The following is a 21435-nucleotide window of genomic DNA, read 5'->3' as shown; positions in this document are numbered from 1 at the left end:
TCTCGCGAGGACCGGAGCCGGTGGGAAGAGCCGCGGAGCGGGCCTCCTCAGGGGGATGCGGGCGGGGGAGTCGGCGCGCCCGGCAGGCGGATCACCGCCCGGGTGCCGCCGCCGTCCGCCGGAGCGAGCGACACCTCGCCGCCCGCCTGCTGGACGGTACGGGCCACGATGGACAGCCCGAGGCCCGAACCGGGCAGCGAGCGCGCCGACGGCGACCGCCAGAACCGTTCGAAGACATGGGGCAGCTCCTCGGCGCCGATCCCCGGCCCGTGGTCGCGCACCGAGAGGGTGCCGTCGCGCAGCTCCACCTCGACCCGCCCGCCGGGCGGCGAGAACTTCACCGCGTTGTCGAGGACGTTCACCAGCGCCCGTTCCAGCGCCGCCTGCTCCCCGCGCACGTACCAGGGCCGGACGTCGGCGGTGAACGACAGCTCGGGACCCCGCAGCCTCGCCCGCTCCAGCGCGACGTCCAGGATCTCGTGCAGGGCGACCACCTGCACCGTGCGTCCGTGCGCGGGGCCGTCCTGGCGGGACAGCTCCTGGAGGTCGCCGATCAGCGCGGCCAGTTCGGTCATCTGCGCCTTCACCGAGGCCAGCAGGGCCCGGCGGTCGTCCGGCGGGATCGCCCGGCCGGTCTCCTCGCTCCTGGCCAGCAACTCGATGTTGGTGCGCAAGGAGGTGAGCGGGGTGCGCAGTTCGTGCCCGGCGTCCGCGATGAGCTGCTGCTGGAGATCCCGGGACGCGGCCAGCGCGGCCGTCATCGCGTTGAAGGAGCGCGACAGCCGGGTGATCTCGTCGTCGCCCTCGACCGGGATGCGCACACTCAGGTCCTCGGTACGGGCCACGTGCTCGACCGCGCCGGTCAGCCGGTCCACCGGCGCGAGCCCCGTCCGCGCCACCCACAGGCCGGTCGCCCCGGCCCCGATCACGCCGATGCCGGAGACCAGGAGCAGCAGCAGGGCCAGGTCGTCGAGGGTGCGTTCGGTCTCCCGCAGCGGCACGCCGATCATCAGCGCGGTGTCCTTGAACACCGCGCCGTCCGTCGCGGCGGCGACCGTGAGCACCCGCACCGACCGGCCCTCGGTGTCGGTGCCGTCGCGGAACGTCCCCCCGTCCGGCTCGCCCGGCCGGACCAGCCGGTCCGCCTCCCGGGCCACCGCCCGGTCCGCCCCGGTCACCTCCACGGTGCCGGCGGAGACGGCGGCGAAGACGCACGGCTCGTCGCCCGCGGCGGTGACCAGCTGGAAGTAGTAGTCCTTCGGGCGGCCGAACTCGTCCTGCGAGGACGCGGACGGCGGGCAGGCGCGCAGCGTCGCCGCCACGTCGACGGCCCGCAGGTCGATGCTCTGCCGGGTGGTGCGCAGCTTCGCGTCCACCTCGTCGTACAGCTTGCCGCGCACCACGAACCAGCAGGTGGTGGAGACGGCCGCCACGGCGACCGCCACCGCCGTGGCCACCAGCAGCGCGAGACGGGACCGCAGGGGCAGCGCGCGCAGCCGTCGGATCATTCGGGGCCGCCCGGCCGCAGGGCGTAGCCGACGCCCCGCACGGTCTGCACGAGGCGCGGCTCGCCGCCGGCCTCCGTCTTGCGCCGCAGGTACATCACGTACACGTCCAGGGAGTTGGAGCTGGGTTCGAAGTCGAAGCCCCAGACGGCCTTCAGGATCTGCTCACGGGTCAGCACCTGGCGCGGATGGGCGAGGAAGAGCTCCAGCAGGGTGAACTCGGTACGGGTCAGCTCCACGCGCCGGGTGCCGCGGGTGACCTCGCGGGTCGACAGGTTCATGCGCAGGTCGGCGAAGGACAGCACGTCCTCGTCGTCCGCGGCGGCCACCGCCGCGGTGTAGGTGCTGCGCCGCAGCAGGGCACGGATCCGGGCGAGCAGTTCGTCCAGTTCGAAGGGCTTGACCAGGTAGTCGTCCGCTCCCGCGTCCAGTCCGGTGACCCGGTCGCCGACCGTGTCGCGTGCCGTCAGCATCAGGACCGGCACCCGCGAGCCCGCCGCCCGCAGCCTGCGCGCCGCGGTCAGCCCGTCCATCCGGGGCATCTGGATGTCGAGCACGATCAGGTCGGGGCGGTACTCCCCGGCCCGGGCCAGTGCCTCCAGACCGTCGGCCGCGACCTCGGTCGCGTACCCCTCGAACGCGAGGGAGCGCCGCAGCGCCTCACGCACGGCAGGCTCGTCGTCGACGATGAGGATGCGCTCGCCTTCAGTCATGGGGCCCAGCCTCGCACGCGATCAGGCGCCGCCGCCGGAGCGGAGGCTGTCCAGGTCCGCCTTGACGGTGTCGATCGGGATGGCGAAGCCGAGGCCGACGCTGCCCGCGGTGGAGCCGGTGGCGGAACTGGGCGAGTACATGGCCGAGTTGATGCCGATGATCCTGCCGTTCATGTCGATCAGCGCACCGCCGGAGTTCCCCGGGTTGAGCGAGGCGTCGGTCTGGATCGCCTTGTAGGTGGTCTTCGAGTCCCCGGTGTCCCCGTTGAACTGCTGCCCGCCGAACTCGAACGGCCAGTTCTGGCGCGGGTCCTGCTGCGGGTCCTGCGGCTCCTCGTCCTTGGCGACGGTCACGTCCCGGTCGAGGGCGGAGACGATGCCGCTGGTGACCGTGCCGGTGAGCCCTTCGGGCGAGCCGATGGCGACGACCTGGTCGCCGACCCCGACGGAGCCGGAGTCGCCGAGCGCGGCGGCCTTCAGCCCGGAGGCGTTCCGCAGCTTGATCAGGGCGAGGTCCTTGTCGGGGTCCTTGCCGACGACGTCGGCGGTGTACGTCGTGCCGTCGCTGAGCTGCACCCGGACGGTGTCGGCGCCCGAGATCACGTGGTTGTTGGTCACGATCTCGCCGTTCGAGGTGATGATCACGCCGGAGCCGGTGGACTGTCCGGAGCCCGACGTCGCGCTGATCTCCACGATGCTCGGCGAGACCATCTCGGCCACGCCCGCGACGGTGCCCGCGCTGCTGCGGGACACGGTCGTCCCGCTCACGGCGCCGGAGCCCGGGGACGTCCCGTCGCCGGCGAGGTGGCCGACGAGCGCGGACGCGCCGCCGCCGACGGCGGCCGCGGCGATCGCGACGGCCGCGATCAGCGCGGCGGGGCCCCGGGCCCTGCGCCGGGACCGGGGTCCGGGCGCGGGCGCGGGGGGCGCGAGGTGCTGAGCGGGCGGCTCGAAGCCGGGTCCGCCGCCGCCGGGCCACACGGTGACCGTGCCGGCGGGCCGGTACGACGGGGGCGGCGGGTAGCCGCCGTCCGCCTGGGTGAGCGGCGCGGTCGGCCGGGTGTCGTCCGCGCGGGGCGCGTGCGGGTGGGCGCCGTACGGCTGGGGCGTCTCGTACGGCTGGGTGTCGTGCGGCCGGGGCGCGCCGTACGGCTGCGGCGTCTCGTACGGCTGCTGGGGGAATCCGGGCTCGGTGTGGCCGTCGCGGCGGTGGTGGTCGCTCATGGCAACGACTCTCGTGCGGGTACATGAGAGCGGTCTGAGACGGTGCTGAGAAGCCCGGCAGAAGCGTGTATGCCCGATATAAGGACGGGTGGGCGCGACGGGGAGTCCGGGGAGGGTCACGCACCGTGCGCCGCGGAGTTCCCCGGGCCCGGGGCGCCCGCGAACGGTACAACCCCCGGGGCTGTTCGGCGGTCTCCTGAGCGCACCCACACGCCCGAAGGGCGTCGGAAGAAGGACACCGCATTGCACAAGGGGATCAGACGGGCTCTGACCGCGCTGACCGGGCTGGTCGCGGCCGGACTGCTGACGGCCGGGCTGCCCGCCCAGACCGCGCAGGCCGCGAGCGGCGCCGAGCGCTGCCCGAAGGGGTACTTCTGCGGTTTCAGCGGCACCTCGGGCGACGGCGAGATGTTCAAGACGAACAAGGATCTCGCCACCCTCGGCAGCTGGGACAACAAGATCCGCTCGCTGGTGAACCGCGCGGGGAACTACGCCTGCGCCTACAGCGAGCCGAACTACGACCTGACGGGCGAGGGCGCCGACTTCCTGCGGGAGTCGCCGAACGCCTCGTCCGGCGAGTACGGCTTCACGCCCTACATGGACCGCCGGATCAGTTCCATCCGGTTCGTGCGCACCGACCGCGAGTGCTGGCTGAACGCCTACCCGCGCTGGTGGGCCGACCCCGCCGCGGCGCCCGCCGGCTTCGGCGACCTCAACCGCGACCTGGTCCCGGACGTCCTGGTGCGCGACATGGCCGGACGGCTGTGGCGGCTGCCCGGGGACGGCACCGGGCGGCTGGTCGGCAGCGGCTGGAACTCCATGACCGCCATGACCCGCCACGGCGACCTCACCGGCGACGGCGACGAGGACCTCCTCGCCCGCGACACGGCCGGACAGCTGTGGCTGTACCCCGGCACCGGCCGCGGAGGCTTCGGCACCCGCAAGCTCGTCGGCGGCGGCTGGCAGGTCATGCGCCAGATCGCGGCCGCCGGCGACCTGAACGGTGACGGCAGGGGCGACCTGCTGGCCCGCGACTCGGCGGGCAAGCTGTGGATGTACCCGGGCAACGGCCGCGCCTTCGGCTCCCGCAAGCTCGTCGGCGGCGGCTGGCAGGTGATGAACGCCCTCCTCGGACCGGGCGACCTGAACGGCGACAAGCGGCCCGACCTGCTGGCCCGCGACACCGCCGGCAAGCTGTGGCTCTACCCCGGCAACGGCCGCGGCGCCTTCGGCTCCCGCACCCTGGTCGGCGGCGGCTGGCAGGTCATGGAGAACTTCGTCGCCGTCGGTTCGTACAACGGCTCCACCCTCAACGACGTGCTGACCGTCACCAACGAGCGCCACCGGGGCGGCCACCCCGGCTGGCTGCTCGGCTACCGGGGCACGGGCGGCACCCCGCCGTTCCGCGCCTCCGAGGAGCTCGACGGCGACTGGTGGGGGCTGAACGGAGCCTGGTGACCCCCGTCCGGCGGGGCTGGGGTTGCCCGGGTGGCCGGGCCTCGCCGACGCGCGGGGTCACGGTCGCCCGGGCATCTCAGCCCGTCCGGCGTTCGAGGGTGCGGCCGCGGGCCGTGCCGCGGCCACGGGGGCTGGGTCGCCCGGGATACGGGGCCCGGTCCGCCGGGGCTCTGCCCCCCGACCGGGGTTGCCCGGGATGCGGGGCCCGGTCCGTCGGGGCTCTGCCCCCCGACCCCGCGCCTCAATCGCCGGCGGGGCTGGAGCTACCCGGGCGTCCCGGCCCGTCCGGCGTTCGAGGGCGCGGCCGCGGGCCGTGCCGTGGCCACGGGGGTGGGGTTGCCCGGGATGCGGAGCCCGGTCCGCCGGGGGCGCCCCCGGCATCACGGCGCGCCCTGCGCGCCTACGCCTCGCCGCAGCCGCAGGAGCGGCGGATCACCAGGCCGGACGGGAACTGCTTGACGCGCTCGCGGCGCGACCCCGCCACCCGCAGGCCGTCGTCGAGGACCAGGTCGACCGCGGCGCGCGCCATCGCCGGGCGGTCCGAGGAGATCGTCGTCAGCGGCGGGTCGGTCAGCGCCGCCTCCTTGACGTCGTCGAAGCCGGCGACCGCCAGCTCGCCGGGGACGTCGATGCGCAGTTCGCGTGCGGCGCGCAGCACACCGAAGGCCTGGTCGTCCGTGGAGCAGAAGATCGCCGGCGGCCGGTCGGGGCCCGCGAGCAGCTTCAGGGCGACCTGGTACGCGTCGTAGCGGTTGTACGGGGCCTGGAAGAGGCGCCCCTCCGTGGAGCGCCCGGACTCCTGCATCGCACGGCGCCACCCCTCGACGTGGTCCGCGACCGGGTCGCCGACCTCCGGGGTGTTCTCCACGCCGCCCAGACAGGCGACGTACTCGTGGCCGTGCTCCAGCAGGTGCCGGGTGGCGAGCTGGGCGCCGCCGACGTCGTCGGTGACGACGGCGACGTCGTCGATCGCCTCGGGCCGCTCGTGCAGCAGCACGACCCGCGCGTCCCACGCCTCGATCTCGGCGGCGGCGCGCTCGCTCGGACCCTGGCTGACCAGGATCAGACCGGACACCCGCATCCCGAGGAAGGCCCGCAGATAGTGGACCTCGCGTTCGTCGCGGTAGTCGGAGTTCCCGACGAGCACCATTTTCCCGCGCTCGGCGGCCGCCTGTTCGACGGCGTGCGCCATTTCCGCGAAGAACGGCTGCCGGGCGTCCGGAACGATCATGCCTATGAGGTCGGTCCGCCGCGAGGCCATCGCCTGGGCGACCCGGTCGGGCCGGTACCCCAGCTCCTTGATGGCGGCGAGTACCCGCTCGCGCGTGGCCGGGGCGACCGGCCGGGGTCCGTTGTTGATGACGTAGCTGACGACGGCGGTCGAAGTACCCGCCAGTCGCGCCACATCGTCCCGCGTCACCTTGGCCACGCGCGAAGTCTACGCGGGGTGACCTACCTCTGGGCAGGCCGTACGGCCGCTTCCTCGATCACAGGCTCTTCCTCCGTCCGGGTGACCTCCGGTGCGGCCTTCGCCTTGGCCTCCTCGGCGGCCCGCTCGACCTTCTCGGGGGCGACGAAGCGGTAGCCGACGTTCCGCACGGTGCCGATGAGCGACTCGTGCTCGGGGCCGAGCTTGGCGCGCAGCCGCCGCACGTGGACGTCGACGGTGCGGGTGCCGCCGAAGTAGTCGTAGCCCCAGACCTCCTGGAGGAGCTGGGCGCGGGTGAAGACCCGCCCCGGGTGCTGGGCGAGGTACTTCAGGAGCTCGAACTCCTTGAAGGTCAGGTCCAGGACCCGGCCCTTGAGCTTGGCGCTGTACGTCGCCTCGTCCACGGAGAGGTCGCCGTTGCGGATCTCCATGGGGGAGTCGTCGGAGGTGATCTGCTGGCGGCCCATGGCGAGCCGCAGCCGCGCCTCGACCTCGGCCGGTCCCGCGGTGTCGAGCAGGACGTCGTCGATGCCCCAGTCGGCGGTGACGGCGGCGAGGCCCCCCTCGGTGACCACGAGGATCAGCGGACAGCCGGGGCCCGTGGAGCGCAGCAGCTGGCACAGCGACCGCACCTGCGGGAGGTCGCGGCGGCCGTCGACGAGGATCACGTCCGCGCCGGGGGTGTCCACGAGGGCGGGGCCCTCCGCGGGCGCCACCCGGACGTTGTGCAGCAGCAGCCCGAGGGCCGGCAGCACCTCCGTCGAGGGCTGGAGGGCGTTGGTCAGGAGCAGCAGAGAGCTCATCGCGTCCCACCTGCCCGGATCTCCGTGCGGTCGTCGTGTGGGGATCGGCTCGGGTGGTCGGGTCGGTGCTCGGTTCGCTCGTCCATGACGTCGGTTCCTCCTCGGTCCCTGCGAGGACGCCTGCGGCTGCGCTTCGTACGGTGGCTCTCTCGCGCCCGAGAGCCTGTGTGAGCTTGTGTTCACCTGGCCGTAACAACGTCCGGGAAACACAAAAGGACCCGGGGGCTGCTTCGCCCGGATCCTCTGCCCAGGAGAATAACCCACATGAGTTCTTCGGAAGAGGGCGGATTTCACACTGTGGACGTGTCCAGGATCTCTTCCGGTCCCCGGAGCGCAACATTGCTCACCGCCGACGGGGTCCCGGTCGAGGCCGTGCACGACCCGTGCGAGGGCGGTCCGGCGACGACCGCGATCGTCGTGGCGCACGGTTTCACCGGCTCCGTCGACCGGCCGTCGGTCCGCCGCGCGGCACGGGTCTTCGCGCGCCGCGCAGGGGTCGTGACCTTCTCGTTCCGCGGCCACGGCCGTTCGGGCGGGCGCTCCACCGTGGGCGACCGGGAGGTGCTCGATCTGGCCGCCGCCGTGGCGTGGGCACGCACCCTCGGCTACGCGCGGGTGGTGACGGTCGGCTTCTCCATGGGCGGCTCCGTCGTCCTGCGCCATGCCGCGACGTATACGGCACCGGACGCACAGGAGCACGAGGGGCGCACAGGGCGCGCAGGGGCGCATGTGGATGCGGTGGCCGCGGTGAGCGCGCCCGCCCGTTGGTACTACCGCGGTACGGCCCCGATGCGCCGCCTGCACTGGGTGGTGACCCGCCCCGCGGGCCGGCTGGTGGGCCGGTTCGGCTTCCGGACCCGTATCCACACGGAGGACTGGGACCCGGTCCCGCTGTCGCCCGTCGAGTCCGTCCCGCTGATCGCGCCCACCCCGCTGCTGATCGTCCACGGCGACCGCGACCCCTACTTCCCGCTCGACCATCCGAGGATGCTGGCGGCCGCGGCCGACGGCGGCGCCGAGCTGTGGCTGGAGCCCGGCATGGGCCACGCGGAGAACGCGGCCGACGACGCGCTCCTGGCCCGGCTCGCGCACTGGCTGCTGGCGGCGGCGCCCGTCGCGCCGTGACCCGTCCGCCATGACCCATCATGGAGACCGGCGCGACACGAACGAGAGGAGTGCCGGCATGGCAGCGGGGACCATCCGCTACTGGGCCGCGGCCAAGGCCGCGGCGGGAACGGCGGAGGAGCCGTACGCGGCCGCGACGCTGGCCGAGGCGCTCGACGCGGTGCGCGAACGCCACCCGGGGGAGCTCACCCGTGTGCTCCTGAGGTGTTCGTTCCTGGTCGACGGTGACCCCGTGGGCACCCGCGGACATGAGACCGTGGCGCTTGCCGAGGGCGGCACGGTCGAGGTGCTCCCGCCGTTCGCAGGAGGGTGAACCCCACAGCATGAGCAGCGATCAGCAGTACCCGTACCGCCCTCAGGGCGGGTACGAGCCGCAGGAGCCGTACGGGACGCAGGAGGCCTACGGGACGCAGGCGCCCCACGGCGCGTACGGCTCCCACCCGCACGGGCAGCCGGCCGCCGCCCCCGGTCCGTACGGCGGGGGCGAGGCGCAGCACCCGGGGCAGACCTCGCAGAATCCGGCCGCTCACCCGGCGGACGGCTCCGGCGCCCACGGGCAGCCGTACCCGGCGGACGGCGCCGCGCCCTACCCCGGTCAGGGCGGGCCCTGGGCGGCCGCGCCCGCCCCGCCCGCGGACGGCGTGCGGCACGCGCAGGACCACGGGACGTACGCGCCGCAGGCCGACGGATACGGATACGGGTACGGGGCCGGTTCCGGCGGGGCGTACCCGCCGCACGGGCCGGACGCCGCGCAGCCGTACCCGCCCGCCTACCCCGCCGACGCCGCGCAGCCGTACCCGGCCGCCTACCCCGCCGACGCCGCGCAGCCGTACCCGGCCGCCTACCCCGCCGACGCCGCGCAGGCGCCCGGCGGCGGGACGGCGTACCCGGCGTCCGGGGGTGCCGGTGACTCCTTCGCCGCGCCTTCCCCCGCGCCCTACCCGGAGGCGGGCGCCGCTCCCCGGCAGTACCGGGACCCGGCGCCGCACCAGGAGCCGGGCGCCGCGCAGACCTGGCAGGGCGAGACCTGGGACACGCAGTACCAGCCGGCCCTCACCCCCACCCGGGACCCACACGCCCAGGCCCCACACGCCCAGGCCCCGTACACCCCGGCCGCGCACGCGTACACCCCGGGCGCCGGTGCGCTGCCGCCCGAGAGCGGTGCGGAGCCCTCCGCCGCGGGCCCGGCCGCGCCCGGCTCCCCCGCCGCGCCGGCACCGCCGGCCGACGGCTACGGCGCTCCCACGACCTCCGGCAACGCCCGGATCACCGACGCGCAGCGGGCCCGTGCCGAGGGGCGGTCGCCGATCATCGCGCCGGGCATCCAGCCCGCAGGCCTCACCGCCGTGCTCGGACTGCTGCTTGCCGGCGGTGCGGCCGTGGGCCCGTACGCCCTGCTCGTGCCCCTGGTGCTGCTCCAGGCGGTGACCGCGGCCGGCTGGTTCCGGCTCAACGGCATGTGGCCCGCGCGCCAGGGCATCGTGCTCGCCTTCGCCGGCGGACTCGCCGCCGACGCCGCGGTGCTCGCGGCCGGTGAGGGCCACGGTCCCACCGCGATCATCGGCGCCCTCGGCGTGTGGGTGCTGCTCACCCTCGTCCTCCAGCTGCGCAGCCACGCGGGCGCCGACGAACGGCTCCAGGGTCTGATGGCCACGGTCGTCTCGGCGGCCCTCGCGATCCTCGCCGCCGGTCTTCTCGCCGCCGATCCGGACGCGGTCGTCGTCGGCGGTGCCGCGGTCGCCGCGGCCACGGTCGCACGGGCGCTGCCGCTGCCGGGCGCGGTCTCCCTCGTGGCGGCGCTCGCCGCCGGTGCCGGCGCGGGCGTCGCCGCGGGCGGCCTCAGCGGTCTCGGGACGGAGGGCGCGCTGCTCGGGCTCGCGGCGGCCGTCTGCGCGCTGATCGGTCTGCGGGTCGCCTCCTACGACTACCCGTCCCGCTTCGTGCACATGACGGCAGGCGTGGCCCTGCCGCTGACCGCCGCCGTGCCCGCGCTCTACCTCGTCGGCCGCGCGCTGGTCTGAGCCGGCGAGGGGGCCCGCCCCCTCGCCGGTGCCCGCCGGCAGGCATCGGGCGGCGCAGGGCGGGAAGAGGCCCAGGAGGCGCCAGGAACCAACCGGGGTTCCGGGGCGTCGATCATTCAGCAGATGGCGTCGTCCGGACTGATTCTCGCCCGTGGGCGACCGGGGGCCACGGAAAAGGGTGGGGGACACCGAACAATGCGTGCACTGCGGATACTTCTGATCCTCGGCGTGATCCTCGGCGGTCTCTTCGTCGCGGCGGACCGCCTGGCGGTCAACTTCGCCGAGTCGGAGGCGGCCGACAAGATCAGGAGCAGTCAGGGGCTGGACTCGACGCCCGAGGTCTCCATCCACGGCTTCCCGTTCCTCACCCAGGTGATCGGCAAGGAGCTCGACGAGGTGGACGTCAGCATCGGCGGCATCACCGCCACCGCGGGCGGCCGGGACGTCAACGTCACCGAGGTCCGGGCGGACCTGCGGGACGTGCGGATCGACAGCAGCTTCTCCTCCGCCACCGCGGGCACGGCCGACGGCTCGGCGCGGATCTCGTACGCGGACCTGACCGCCGCCGCCCCCAAGGGCGCCACGGTCTCCTACGCGGGCGCCGAGCGCGCCGCCAAGGGCCAGGTGAAGCTGGCGGGACCGCTGGCCGAGGTGCTGGAGGGCGCCGGCATCGAGGTGCCGGCCGCGGTGAAGGCGCTGCTCGGCGACCGGCAGGTCTCGACGTACAGCACGGTGACCCTCCAGGAGGGCACCATCGTCCGCATGAAGGCCGAGACGCTGCCGAAGCTGCCCGTGCCGGGCTTCGACGACCGGCTGCGCAAGGCGGTCGACTACGACCTGAAGATCGACGGTCTGCCGTCGAGCATCACCCTCGACGAGGTCGGGGTGACGGACGAGGGTCTGCGCTTCTCGGGGACGGGCAAGGACGTCGCGCTCACGGGCTGAGCGCCCGGCCACCGCAGGCGGCACCGAGCCCCGCGGGGCCCGGGCCGCCGCGTCCGGAACCGCCCGGGAAACGGGTCGTGGCCGCATGGTGAGACGGCTGTGTCCGGCAGGCAGAAGGACGGGGGACGGCCCCCTCCGCCGATGGTGCGGAAGGGCGATCCGTCCCCCTTTTCGTTTCGCATCGTGGACGATCGCGTCTCACCATGCGACACGCCGGTGACATCGCCGCCGTCTCGTCCCTACGATCGGTGCCATGAAGCAGCGACAGGCGGATCTCACGAAGCGGCGGGCAGTAGACCTGTGCCGCGTCGCCGCCATGCTCTGTCGCCCTGTCTGAGCGGGTTCCTCCCGTATCCCTCAGGCCCTGCGACCTCTGTCGGGGCCGCCCGTGCCGGCCGACGCGCCTCTCGCGTGCCCGCACACCCCTCGCGCACCATCCCCCGCGCACCACCGCCGCACACTGCCCCGGAGGAGAAGAACCATGAGCCGCAGCGACGTCCTGGTAGACGCCGACTGGGTCGAGGCCCACCTCGACGACCCGAAGGTCGTCATCGTCGAGGTCGACGAGGACACCTCGGCCTACGACAAGAACCACATCACCAACGCGATCCGGATCGACTGGACGAAGGACCTCCAGGACCCGGTCCGCCGCGACTTCATCGACCAGGAGGGCTTCGAGAAGCTCCTCTCGGCCAAGGGCATCGCGAACGACTCCACCGTCGTCCTCTACGGCGGCAACAACAACTGGTTCGCCTCCTACGCCTTCTGGTACTTCAAGCTCTACGGTCACGGTGACGTCCGTCTCCTCGACGGCGGCCGCAAGAAGTGGGAGCTCGACTCCCGCGACCTGGTCGCCGAGGTGCCGGTCCGCGAGGCCACCGCGTACAAGGCCAAGCCGCAGGACGCCTCCATCCGCGCCTTCCGTGACGACGTCGTCGCCGCGATCGGCTCGCAGAACCTGGTCGACGTGCGCTCGCCCGACGAGTTCAGCGGCAAGCTGCTCGCCCCGGCGCACCTGCCGCAGGAGCAGTCGCAGCGCCCGGGCCACGTGCCCAGCGCCCGCAACATCCCGTGGTCGAAGAACGCCAACGACGACGGCACGTTCAAGTCGGACGACGAGCTCAAGGCCCTCTACGAGGACGAGCAGGTCGACCTGTCCAAGGACACGATCGCCTACTGCCGCATCGGCGAGCGCTCCGCGCTGACCTGGTTCGTGCTGCACGAGCTGCTCGGCCAGGAGAACGTCAAGAACTACGACGGTTCCTGGACCGAGTACGGCTCCCTCGTCGGCGTGCCGATCGAGCTCGGCGCCAACAAGTAACCCCTCCCCCCGACCTTTCTGGAGAGCAGCATGTGTGGAGCGAAGGCCGGCGGCCCCGACGCCTCGACGATCAAGCCCGGTGAGACCACCATCCAGGGCCAGGTGACCAAGGACGGCGAGCCCGTCGTCGGTTACGTCCGACTCCTGGACTCGACCGGTGAGTTCACCGCCGAGGTCCCGACCTCGGCCACCGGGCAGTTCCGGTTCTACGCGGCCGAGGGCACCTGGACCGTGCGCGCCCTCGTCCCGGGCGCCACGGCGGACCGCACGGTCGTCGCCCAGACGGGCGGCCTCGCCGAGGTCGCGATCGCGGTCTGACCGACGTGACCGGCCGAAGGGCCGCACCTCCTGGGGGTTGGACGCTACCGGGATCGAGGTGCGGCCCTTCGGTCATGCCCTGCCACGGGCGCCGCGGCCGCCGTAGGCTGGAGACATGCTCGCCCGAAGGCGCCGCGTGTACCTGTGGATGATGGGCGGATGCCTCGTCCTCTTCGTCTCCGCCTGGGCCGTGGTGCGTCTGTGGTCGGTTCCGGTGGCCGTCGGCATGTGCGTGGTGGCCATGGTCATCCCGCCGGTCGCCGCGATGGTGGCGAACCGGCGGGGGCCGGACGACCGCTGGTGGGACGACCCCAGCGGCGATCCGGCGTCCGACGAGTGGTGGGACGAACTCGACGGCAAACGCCGGCCGCACCGTTAGGCACCCCGGTCGGCGGGCGGGACTAGGCCTTGTCTGACACATCCCGCCTGGCGCGCGACGCCCGGCACGCACCCTCGCTGCGTTGTCGGAGTCATCCGAGTACGCCCGGTACGAGGATGATCCTCCGCCTTGCGATCGCACGCACCGGACGCCGCGCGCCCCGCCCTTCGGGCGGACGGCGCCATGTGTCAGACAAGGCCTAGTAGACGAGTGCCTGCACGTCGTCCTGGACCGCCTCGCTGACGAACACCTGGGCGCCCGCGATCCGCACGCCCTCCAGCACGTCCTTCTCCGTGATCTCCCGGCGCTTCGCGCACTGCGTGCACAGCGTGATGCTCCCGCCCGCCAGGATCGACGCCAGGAGCTCCGGAAGCGGTGCCGCGTGCGGCAGTTCGAACTCGGCCGCCCGGCCCGGGAGCGCGAACCACGAGGACTCGCCGGTCAGCCAGAGCGACACCTCCACGCCACTGGCGACGGCGACGGCCGCCACGGTGAAGGCCTGGGAGCAGCGTTCGGGGGCGTCGGCCCCGGCGGTCACCTTGATCACGAGCTTCTTCGCCATGTGCCGAACTGTAATGCGCCCGCGCACAACCTCCGGCCCGCCTCGGCTGTCTGCTGTGCAGCGCGGATACGGAATTCGTGCTTCACGTCTCGTGGGGGGACCCTTTGGAATCGCAGGACACCGGGGCCGCACAGGCTCCGGCCCCTGACGCGCCACCGGCGCCGGGCGGCGCCGGGCGGCAGGAGACCGCCGCGCCCCGCCGCCGTCGCGGGCGCACCACCGCACTGATCGCCGCGGCCGCCGTTCTCGGCGTCGTCGCGGGCACCGTCACCGGCTATGCCGTGCAGTACCACCGGGAGCCGACGCCGCTCCCGGTGCTCTCGCAGCCGGACCTCCGGACCCCGGACCCCGTCCCGGCGGGGCCGGGCACGACGGCCCGTTCCGTCAACGTCAACCGCTGGGTCAAGACCGACGGCGACCTCCGGGAGCTGCTGCTGCCGAAGCCCAAGGGCGCGAAGACGGAGTCGAAGGCGGCCTGGCAGGACCTCTTCTCGTACGCCCAGTGGTTCGAGGAGGAGGACTACATGTTCGAGGAGCTCGCGGAGGACGACTTCCGTCGCTGCGCGAGCGTCAGCTGGTCCGTGGGCGGCAAGGTCTACGTCGACATCCAGCTGATCCAGTTCCGTGAGGAGCACGAGCTGAGGGCGTCCTCCTTCGGCGAGGGCCAGCAGTGGTACCTGGACGAGGACAAGTGGGCGGGCAACGACGGCGAGCCGATCCCGGGCAGCGCCGAGGGCCGTACCTACGTCTTCGACGAGCCGCTGCGCGAGGCGGGTTACGAGCCGCTGTACCGGGGCCGGGCCGTGGCCTGGCGTGGCGACATCGTGATGCTCATCGAGTACGCGAACAACTCGGGGCCGATCAACGAGAAGGACCTGAAGTCCCTCGCCAAGCGTCAGTTGGAGCGCCTGTGACCGAGCAGCCGGAACCCGTAGCGCAGCCCGCCGCCGAGCCCGCCGCTCCGGCGGCGCCCGCCGACCCGCCGCAGGCGCCGCAGGCGTCGGCGTCCGCCGCGCCCGAGCCCGCCGCCGGTCACGTGACCGAGCCGTCCGCCGCACCCGAGCCCGCCGGTCCCGTACCGGTCGCGGACGGGCCCGCGCGGCGCCGCCGCTTCCCCGTCGCGCTCACCGCGGCCGTTGTCGGCCTCGGGCTGATCGCCGGCGGAGGGGTGTGGGGCTGGTCGGCCGTGCAGGACGCGGACCGTACCGCCCCGACCACCGTCTGGGCCGAACCGGGCGAGCACACGGAGCCTGAGGAGCCGTCGCTGAAGCCCACCGGCTTGGCGGCCGACCTGCTGCCCCTGCCGATCGGCTACGTGCCGGGGCCGGACGTCGACGAGTTCGGCAACGACAGCGTGCTGGACGCCGAGCGCGCGGTCGCCCTGTTCAAGGAGGGGTCGCGAGGGCTGCCGGGCAAGCAGCGGCGGCAGCACCAGAAGGCCGTCGACGAGCTGGGGATCAAGGGCGTGGCGGTACGGAGCTACCGTCCCGAGGACGCGAGCTTCGTGGTGGAGATCCGGCTGGCGCAGCTGGAGAACACCAAGGCGGTGCGGAACATCGCCGAGTTCGACAAGCAGATGGCCGGAGCCTTCGAGATCTTCCGCAAGGGTCCGAAGATCCCGGGCCACCCGAAGGCGACGTGCTACCTGCTGCCCGAGGACGACGAGGTCGAACTCGACGTCATGCTGTGCAGCGCCCCCGTGGGGGAGGTCCTCGTCAGCGTGTACGCGTACGGCGTGAAGGACCTCCGGACGGGGACGATCAAGGATCTGGTGCGCGACCAGCTCGACCACATCACGTCGCCCGGGGAGGCCGTGTGACCACCGAAGCCCAGCCGACCCCGCCCGCGACGGACACCGCCGCCGCGACCTCCGGGGCCGCGACGCCCGCCGCCCCGGACGCTCCCGCGTCCCCGGCCGCCGCCGAGGCGCCCCGGGCGACCCCCGCGTCCGCGGCGGAGCCGTCCGCGCCGGAGCCGTCCGCGGCGGAGCCGTCCGCGCCGGAGCCGTCCGCGGCGGAGCCGTCCGCGCCGGAGCCGCCCGTGGCGGCACCGCCCGCGGCGGAGGTCCCCGCGCCCTCCGCCCCGCCGGCCGCGCCCGCCCCCGACCCGGCGGCGGCGCACCCCGGGCACCCCGCGCCTCCCGCCGGACCGCCCCCGGCGCCCGCCCCCGCCCCGCGGGTGCCGTTCCGGGAGCGGCGGGTGCTGCGGGCCGTGCTGCGCTGGACCGCCGCCACGGTCGTCCTCGCGGCCGTCGGCACGGGCACGGCCTACGGGATCGTGTCCCAGGAGCGCACCGACGTCCCGGGACTGTCGACCCTGGACGACGGCCGCTGGGAGTACCCGAAGCTCACGAAGCCGGCCCTGCCGGCCGGCGCCCCGCTGCCCTACGCGCCGGAGAACGTCGGCGAGATCCACTACGCGGACCTGGGCGCGCTGCTGCTCCCCGCTCCGGCGGGCAGTCGGCCCGACCGGACGCTGCAGGCCGAGAAGGGACGCACGACCGTCGACCGCTACCTCCGCGAGTACGAGGAGGACGAGCGGGAGGCGCTGCGCGAGCACCTGACCGAGTCGCGGGTCCGGCAGGTGGCCGCACGCGGCTGGACCATGCCGGACGGCACCTCGGCACGGGTCTTCCTGCTCCGCTTCCACACGTCCGCGGTCGCCGGCGACTTCTTCGTCGACAACGTGGCCAGCGGCCCCGACCTGTCGCTGCGGCCCGTGGGCGTCGAGGAGATGTCCTCGGTCGACGACGGCTACGACCGCCGGGCGGAGGTCACCGGCACCGAGCGCTACGTGTACGACGAGGCGGCCCCGCGCGGTCCCGTCCACGTGCGGCACGCCTACATCACCGCGGGTGACACGGTGGCGCTCGTGGTGCTCTCCCGCAAGGGCGAGGTCCCGCAGGTGCCGTTCCACCAGACGGTGGTCCTGCAGAACCAGCTGCTCGGCTGAGACCGCCCTCGCAGAACGGGCCGGACCCCAGGCCATTAAGCTGGGGTCCGGCCCGTACTGCCGTCACGCCCCGCGAGGAGCCCCGTCGTGATCCTTTTCTTCGAAGTCCTGCTGGCACTGGTCTGCGTCGCCGTGCTCGCCTTCACCGGCCTCGCCGTGAAGAAGCTGTACCAGGGCCAGCGCTGACCGCCTGTACCTCCGCCACCGACCGACAGAGCTGCTCATGATCGAGATCCCGTCCGACCTCAACCCGGACCTCGTCCCCCTCGCGTTCCTCCTCGGCACGTGGGAAGGCGCGGGCGTATCGGACTTCCCCGGCGCCGAGAAGTGCAACTTCGGCCAGTCCGTCACCTTCAGCCACGACGGCCGGGACTTCATCGAGTACGTCTCGCACTCCTGGGTCCTCGACGCCGAGGGCAACAAGGTGCGGCCGCTGGAGAGCGAGAGCGGCTACTGGCGCATCGACAAGGACCGCAAGGTCGAGGTCGTGATGGTGCGCGACCAGGGCATCGTCGAGATCTGGTACGGCGAGCTCGCCGACCAGAAGCCGCAGATCGACCTGGTCACCGACGCCGTCGCGCGGACCGCGGCCTCCGGCCCGTACAGCGGCGGCAAGCGCCTCTACGGCTACGTCAAGAGCGACCTGATGTGGGTCGGCGAGAAGGCCACCCCCGAGGTCCCGCTGCGGCCGTACATGTCCGCGCACCTGAAGAAGGTCGTCACCCCGGAGGAGGTCGCCTCCTGGGCCAAGGACCTGGGCGACCTTCCCGACGACGGGATCGCGTTCTTCAAGTAGCCCGCCGGGCCGCCGGCCCCGCCCGCCCGTGAGGACCCGCCGGCCGTGCCGGCGGGTCCTCGGGTCTCCGGCGGCCGCTGCGGCCGCCGGTGCCCGTGTGCGGGAGCCCCTTGGGCACCGGGGTGCCCCTGCCTACACTGGGGGCGTGGTGAGTACCGACTGGAAGAGCGACCTGCGGCAGCGCGGCTACCGCCTGACCCCGCAGCGCCAGCTCGTCCTCGAAGCGGTGGACACGCTGGAGCACGCCACCCCGGACGACATCCTCGGCGAGGTGCGCAGGACCGCGGCGGGGGTCAACATCTCCACGGTCTACCGGACGCTGGAACTGCTGGAGGAACTGGGGCTCGTCTCGCACGCCCATCTCGGGCACGGCGCCCCCACCTACCACCTGGCGGACCGCCACCACCATCTGCACCTGGTGTGCCGGGACTGCACGGAGGTCATCGAGGCCGATGTGACGGTGGCGGCGGAGTTCACCGAGAAGCTGCGGCGGCAGTTCGGGTTCGACACCGACATGAAGCACTTCGCGATCTTCGGCAGGTGCGGGGACTGCGCCGAGGGGAAGACGGCTACCGGGTCGTAGGCTTGTCGCATGAAGAGCCCTCTCCTGTCCCTGCCCGGCGCGGTCCCGGCCGAGGGACGCGACGAAGGGGTCGCCGCCCACTACGGCGACCTGTTCCGTGAGCAGCGCGCACTCGCCGACGGCAAGGGGCTGGTCGACCTCTCGCACCGCGGTGTCGTCACGGTCACCGGGGACGACCGGCTGAGCTGGCTGCACCTGCTGCTCACCCAGCATGTGAGCGAGCTGCCCGCGGGCCGGGCGACCGAGGCGCTGATCCTCTCCGCGAACGGGCACATCGAGCACGCCCTCTACCTCGTCGACGACGGCACGACGGTCTGGGCGCACGTCGAGCCCGGCACCCAGGAGGCGCTGATCGCCTACCTGGAGTCGATGAAGTTCTTCTACCGGGTCGAGGTCGCCGACCGCACCGACGACGTCGCGGTCGTCCACCTGCCCGCCGGCTCCATCGCGGCGGTCCCCGACGGCGTGGTCGTCCGGGAGACCGCGTACGGCCGCGACCTCTTCCTGCCGCGCGAGGACCTGGCCGACTTCGCCGCCGGGAACGCCCCCGCCGCGGGCATCCTGGCGTACGAGGCGCTGCGCATCGAGGGGCACCGGCCGCGGCTCGGTTTCGAGACCGACCACCGCACCATCCCCCACGAGCTGGGCCTGATCGGCAGCGCCGTGCATCTCCAGAAGGGCTGCTACCGCGGCCAGGAGACCGTCGCCCGTGTCCACAACCTGGGGAAGCCGCCGCGCCGTCTCGTCTTCCTGCACCTGGACGGCAGCGAGGTGCACCTGCCCGCGCCCGGCACGCCGGTGCGGCTCGCCGCCGACGGCGAGGAGGGCCGCCAGCTGGGCTTCGTCACCACCTCCGGCCGCCACCACGAGCTCGGGCCGATCGCGCTCGCCCTGGTGAAGCGGAACGTGCCGGTCGACGCCGCCCTGGTCGCGGGAGGCACGGCGGCCGCGCAGGAGACCGTCGTCGAACCGTAGGCGTCCCGCTGCGGGCGGGCGGCGACGCCCGCCCGCCCCGTCCGGGGAGGCCGCCGCCGTCAGACCTCGACGAGGACCGTGAACGGGCCGTCGTTGGTGAGGGACACCCGCATCTGCGCGCCGAAGCGCCCCGTTGCCACGGTCGCCCCCAGCGCCCTCAGCTGTGCGACGACCTCGTCGACGAGCGGTTCGGCGACGGGGCCGGGGGCGGCGGCGTTCCAGGTGGGGCGGCGGCCCTTGCGGGCGTCCCCGTAGAGGGTGAACTGCGAGATCACCAGCAGGGGCGCGTCCACGTCCGAGCAGGACTTCTCGTCCGCGAGCATACGAACGGACCATAGTTTGCGGGCCAGTTGGGCGGCCTTCTCCGGCGTGTCGTCGTGGGTGACCCCCACCAGCACACACAGGCCCTCGCCCCTGATCTCGCCCACCGTCTCGGGGCCCGACTCTCCCGGCACGGAGACGCTCGCACCGTCCACCCTCTGCACCACTGCACGCATGCGGAGAAAACTACCTGGCCGCCATTCGGGGCCGAACAGGTGCAGACCGACTGCGACGGGACTACGGGGGTGGCACCATGCACCCCAGGCGGTGCAGTCCCGCGGTCCATCGGGCCCCGGGTGGCCCATGCACCGGTCGCGAGGGGACGGACGACGCACATGACCACATCTGGCGCCGGGCCTCGGCTCGGTCCCGCACAGAGCTGCCCGGCGGACCTCCCGGCGGCCGCCCGCCCGCCCCGGCCCCGGGACGGCGACCTGCCCCCCGACCTGCCGGACCCCGACCTGCGGGCACTGCGGCTGCCGGAGCTGCGGGCGCTGCGCAGGGACTCGCAGCGCGACGAGGCGGACCTCAGCTACGTGCGCCGCCTCGTCCAGGGCCGGCTGGACATCCTCCGCGCCGAGGTGGCCCGCAGGGCCGACCCGGAGGCGCCCGTCGTCGACCGGCTCTCGGAGATCCTCGCCGACGCGCCGTCCCGCCGGGGATCGTCCGTACGGCACGTCACCCTCTCCACGCCGCACGGGGAGGAGTACCGGCGGCTGGCCTCCGACATGCTCGACGAGGTCGGCCTCTCGGATCTCGGCGCCCGGACGGACGACGAGCTGCACGACGCGATGGGACGGCTGCTCGCCTACGAGCAGCGCGTCTCCCGACGCCGGCAGCGGCTCCAGCGGACCGCCGACGATTGCAGTGCCGAGATCGCCCGCAGGTACCGTGAAGGCGAAGCACAAGTAGACGACCTGCTCATCTGACGGGGGCGGCCGGGGCGATCCTCCGGAGCCCACCGGGGTGTGGGTCGCACGACCCGGAAGGCCGCCCCATGACCTCCTCCGTCGCCCCCGGCTCCGCCGTCATACCCCCGGTCCTCGCCGAGGTCGTCCGCTCCGGCTTCGTCGAGGGCCACCACCGGGGATCGCTGGTACTGCTGGCGGCGGACGGCGGCGTCGAGCTGGCGCTCGGCGACCCGTCGGCCCCGGTCTTCCCCCGTTCCTCGAACAAGCCCATGCAGGCCGCCGCCGTTCTCCGGGCCGGTCTCGACCTCTCGGGCGAACGGCTCGCCCTGGCCGCCGCCAGCCACTCGGGCGAGGACTTCCACCTCGACCTGGTGCGCAAGATGCTCGCCGAGTACGGCATCTCCGCCGACGATCTCCGCACCCCGCCTGACCTGCCGCTCGACCCGGTCGCCGCCGAGGCGTACCTGGCCACCGGGCACGTCCGGGACCGCGTCACCATGAACTGCTCCGGCAAGCACACGGCCATGCTGGCCGCCTGCGAGCTGAACGGCTGGGACCGGGCGGCGTACCTCGACCCGGAGCACCCCCTCCAGCGCCTGGTGCACTCCGTCGTCGAGGAGGCCGCGGGCGAGCCCGTCGCGGCCGTCGGCACGGACGGCTGCGGCGCTCCGCTGATGGCGATCTCGCTCACCGGGCTGGCGCGGGCGTTCCGGCACTTCGTCCTCGCGGCCCCGGGCACCGCCGAGCGCCGGGTGGCCGACGCGATGCGGGCGCACCCCGAGTACGTCGCCGGGACGCGGCGCCCGGACACCTGGCTGATGCGGGAGGTGCCGGGGACGCTCTCCAAGATGGGCGCGGAGGCGGTGCAGGCCGTGGCGCTGGAGGACGGCAGGGCGCTGGCCTTCAAGATCGACGACGGGGCCGGCCGCGCGCTCGGCCCGGTCCTGGCGAGGGCGCTCCGCCTGATGGGCGTCGACGCGCCCGTCCTGGACCGCGTCGCGCACATGCCGCTGCTCGGCGGCGGCGACGAGGTCGGGGCCGTCCGCGCGGCGTTCTGAGGCCGGGGCGGCGGGCCGGGGTCCGGCGGGCCGGGG

The 21435-nt window shown here is 73.8% G+C and carries 24 protein-coding genes; 17 read left to right on the top strand and 7 right to left on the bottom strand.

Annotated features, from left to right (window positions below):
• Positions 1–47 precede the first annotated feature (47 nt).
• The 3 genes from IAG43_RS14445 to IAG43_RS14435 are packed head-to-tail and all read right to left on the bottom strand — an operon-like array spanning position 48 to position 3442.
• Positions 48–1508 carry a sensor histidine kinase gene (locus tag IAG43_RS14445; RefSeq protein WP_187741156.1) on the bottom strand — a complete coding sequence of 487 codons (1461 nt, stop codon included), beginning with the start codon at positions 1506–1508 and terminating at the stop codon, positions 48–50.
• A complete protein-coding gene (locus IAG43_RS14440) occupies positions 1505–2218 on the bottom strand; it encodes a response regulator transcription factor (RefSeq protein WP_187741155.1) in 714 nt (237 codons plus the stop codon). The genes IAG43_RS14445 and IAG43_RS14440 overlap by 4 nt, the downstream gene beginning before the upstream one ends.
• 21 nt (positions 2219–2239) lie before the next feature.
• Positions 2240–3442, bottom strand: coding sequence for a S1C family serine protease (locus tag IAG43_RS14435; RefSeq protein WP_246574336.1), 1203 nt, complete (start codon positions 3440–3442; stop codon positions 2240–2242).
• A 243-nt stretch (positions 3443–3685) separates the two neighbouring features.
• Between IAG43_RS14435 and IAG43_RS14430 the strand changes: the two genes are divergently transcribed.
• On the top strand, positions 3686–4900 hold the full coding sequence (locus tag IAG43_RS14430) for an FG-GAP-like repeat-containing protein (RefSeq protein WP_187741154.1): 1215 nt from the start codon (positions 3686–3688) through the stop codon (positions 4898–4900).
• A 400-nt stretch (positions 4901–5300) separates the two neighbouring features.
• On the opposite strand, the gene IAG43_RS14425 is transcribed toward IAG43_RS14430, so the two are convergent.
• Positions 5301–6329 carry a LacI family DNA-binding transcriptional regulator gene (locus IAG43_RS14425; RefSeq protein WP_187741153.1) on the bottom strand — a complete coding sequence of 343 codons (1029 nt, stop codon included), beginning with the start codon at positions 6327–6329 and terminating at the stop codon, positions 5301–5303.
• Positions 6330–6352: 23 nt separating this feature from the next.
• Positions 6353–7132, bottom strand: coding sequence for a response regulator transcription factor (locus IAG43_RS14420; RefSeq protein WP_187741152.1), 780 nt, complete (start codon positions 7130–7132; stop codon positions 6353–6355).
• A gap of 264 nt (positions 7133–7396) precedes the next feature.
• Between IAG43_RS14420 and IAG43_RS14415 the strand changes: the two genes are divergently transcribed.
• From IAG43_RS14415 to IAG43_RS14385, 8 genes are all read left to right on the top strand, one after another.
• Entirely contained in the window at positions 7397–8257 is an 861-nt protein-coding gene (locus tag IAG43_RS14415; RefSeq protein WP_187741151.1) for an alpha/beta hydrolase, read from the top strand.
• Between the two features lie 58 nt (positions 8258–8315).
• Positions 8316–8570, top strand: a complete 255-nt coding sequence (locus tag IAG43_RS14410) for a MoaD/ThiS family protein (protein ID WP_187741150.1) — start codon at positions 8316–8318, stop codon at positions 8568–8570.
• A 328-nt stretch (positions 8571–8898) separates the two neighbouring features.
• Positions 8899–10278 (top strand): hypothetical protein, encoded by a 1380-nt coding sequence (locus IAG43_RS34475; protein WP_343075700.1) that lies wholly within the window; start codon positions 8899–8901, stop codon positions 10276–10278.
• Positions 10279–10473: 195 nt separating this feature from the next.
• Positions 10474–11223: an LmeA family phospholipid-binding protein gene (locus tag IAG43_RS14400; RefSeq protein WP_187741149.1), complete on the top strand. Its 750-nt coding sequence runs from the start codon at positions 10474–10476 to the stop codon at positions 11221–11223.
• A gap of 253 nt (positions 11224–11476) precedes the next feature.
• Positions 11477–11560 (top strand): Ms5788A family Cys-rich leader peptide, encoded by an 84-nt coding sequence (locus IAG43_RS35185; RefSeq protein WP_353850233.1) that lies wholly within the window; start codon positions 11477–11479, stop codon positions 11558–11560.
• Between the two features lie 144 nt (positions 11561–11704).
• Positions 11705–12544, top strand: coding sequence for a sulfurtransferase (locus tag IAG43_RS14395; RefSeq protein ID WP_187741148.1), 840 nt, complete (start codon positions 11705–11707; stop codon positions 12542–12544).
• Positions 12545–12574: 30 nt separating this feature from the next.
• A complete protein-coding gene (locus IAG43_RS14390) occupies positions 12575–12862 on the top strand; it encodes a DUF1416 domain-containing protein (RefSeq protein WP_010985465.1) in 288 nt (95 codons plus the stop codon).
• 115 nt (positions 12863–12977) lie between these two features.
• Entirely contained in the window at positions 12978–13241 is a 264-nt protein-coding gene (locus tag IAG43_RS14385; RefSeq protein WP_187741147.1) for a DUF3099 domain-containing protein, read from the top strand.
• A gap of 199 nt (positions 13242–13440) precedes the next feature.
• Here the strand turns inward: IAG43_RS14385 and IAG43_RS14380 are convergent, their stop codons facing one another.
• On the bottom strand, positions 13441–13803 hold the full coding sequence (locus tag IAG43_RS14380) for a DsrE family protein (protein ID WP_187741146.1): 363 nt from the start codon (positions 13801–13803) through the stop codon (positions 13441–13443).
• A gap of 104 nt (positions 13804–13907) precedes the next feature.
• Between IAG43_RS14380 and IAG43_RS14375 the strand changes: the two genes are divergently transcribed.
• From IAG43_RS14375 to ygfZ, 6 genes are all read left to right on the top strand, one after another.
• Complete coding sequence (locus IAG43_RS14375; RefSeq protein ID WP_246574334.1) at positions 13908–14717, top strand: hypothetical protein; 810 nt, start codon at positions 13908–13910, stop codon at positions 14715–14717.
• Complete coding sequence (locus tag IAG43_RS14370) at positions 14714–15622, top strand: hypothetical protein (RefSeq protein ID WP_187741144.1); 909 nt, start codon at positions 14714–14716, stop codon at positions 15620–15622. Before IAG43_RS14375 ends, IAG43_RS14370 begins: the two co-directional genes overlap by 4 nt.
• Positions 15619–16755 carry a hypothetical protein gene (locus tag IAG43_RS14365; RefSeq protein ID WP_246574332.1) on the top strand — a complete coding sequence of 379 codons (1137 nt, stop codon included), beginning with the start codon at positions 15619–15621 and terminating at the stop codon, positions 16753–16755. Before IAG43_RS14370 ends, IAG43_RS14365 begins: the two co-directional genes overlap by 4 nt.
• Before the next feature lie 223 nt (positions 16756–16978).
• On the top strand, positions 16979–17551 hold the full coding sequence (locus tag IAG43_RS14360; RefSeq protein WP_147987051.1) for a heme-binding beta-barrel domain-containing protein: 573 nt from the start codon (positions 16979–16981) through the stop codon (positions 17549–17551).
• A gap of 145 nt (positions 17552–17696) precedes the next feature.
• Positions 17697–18134 (top strand): Fur family transcriptional regulator, encoded by a 438-nt coding sequence (locus tag IAG43_RS14355; protein WP_187741143.1) that lies wholly within the window; start codon positions 17697–17699, stop codon positions 18132–18134.
• Positions 18135–18143: 9 nt separating this feature from the next.
• Complete coding sequence (gene ygfZ, locus IAG43_RS14350; protein WP_187741142.1) at positions 18144–19109, top strand: CAF17-like 4Fe-4S cluster assembly/insertion protein YgfZ; 966 nt, start codon at positions 18144–18146, stop codon at positions 19107–19109.
• 59 nt (positions 19110–19168) lie between these two features.
• Here the strand turns inward: ygfZ and dtd are convergent, their stop codons facing one another.
• A complete protein-coding gene (dtd, locus tag IAG43_RS14345) occupies positions 19169–19606 on the bottom strand; it encodes a D-aminoacyl-tRNA deacylase (protein WP_187741141.1) in 438 nt (145 codons plus the stop codon).
• A 159-nt stretch (positions 19607–19765) separates the two neighbouring features.
• Between dtd and IAG43_RS14340 the strand changes: the two genes are divergently transcribed.
• Positions 19766–20359 carry an RsiG family protein gene (locus IAG43_RS14340; protein WP_187741140.1) on the top strand — a complete coding sequence of 198 codons (594 nt, stop codon included), beginning with the start codon at positions 19766–19768 and terminating at the stop codon, positions 20357–20359.
• 68 nt (positions 20360–20427) lie between these two features.
• Positions 20428–21399, top strand: a complete 972-nt coding sequence (locus IAG43_RS14335) for an asparaginase (protein WP_187741139.1) — start codon at positions 20428–20430, stop codon at positions 21397–21399.
• Positions 21400–21435: the final 36 nt, after the last annotated feature.

It is taken from the genome of Streptomyces genisteinicus, assembly GCF_014489615.1.
Classification (GTDB): Bacteria; Actinomycetota; Actinomycetes; order Streptomycetales; family Streptomycetaceae; genus Streptomyces; species Streptomyces genisteinicus.
The sequence above is the reverse complement of the archived record's forward strand: the minus strand, read 5'-3'. Positions and strand labels throughout refer to the sequence as shown.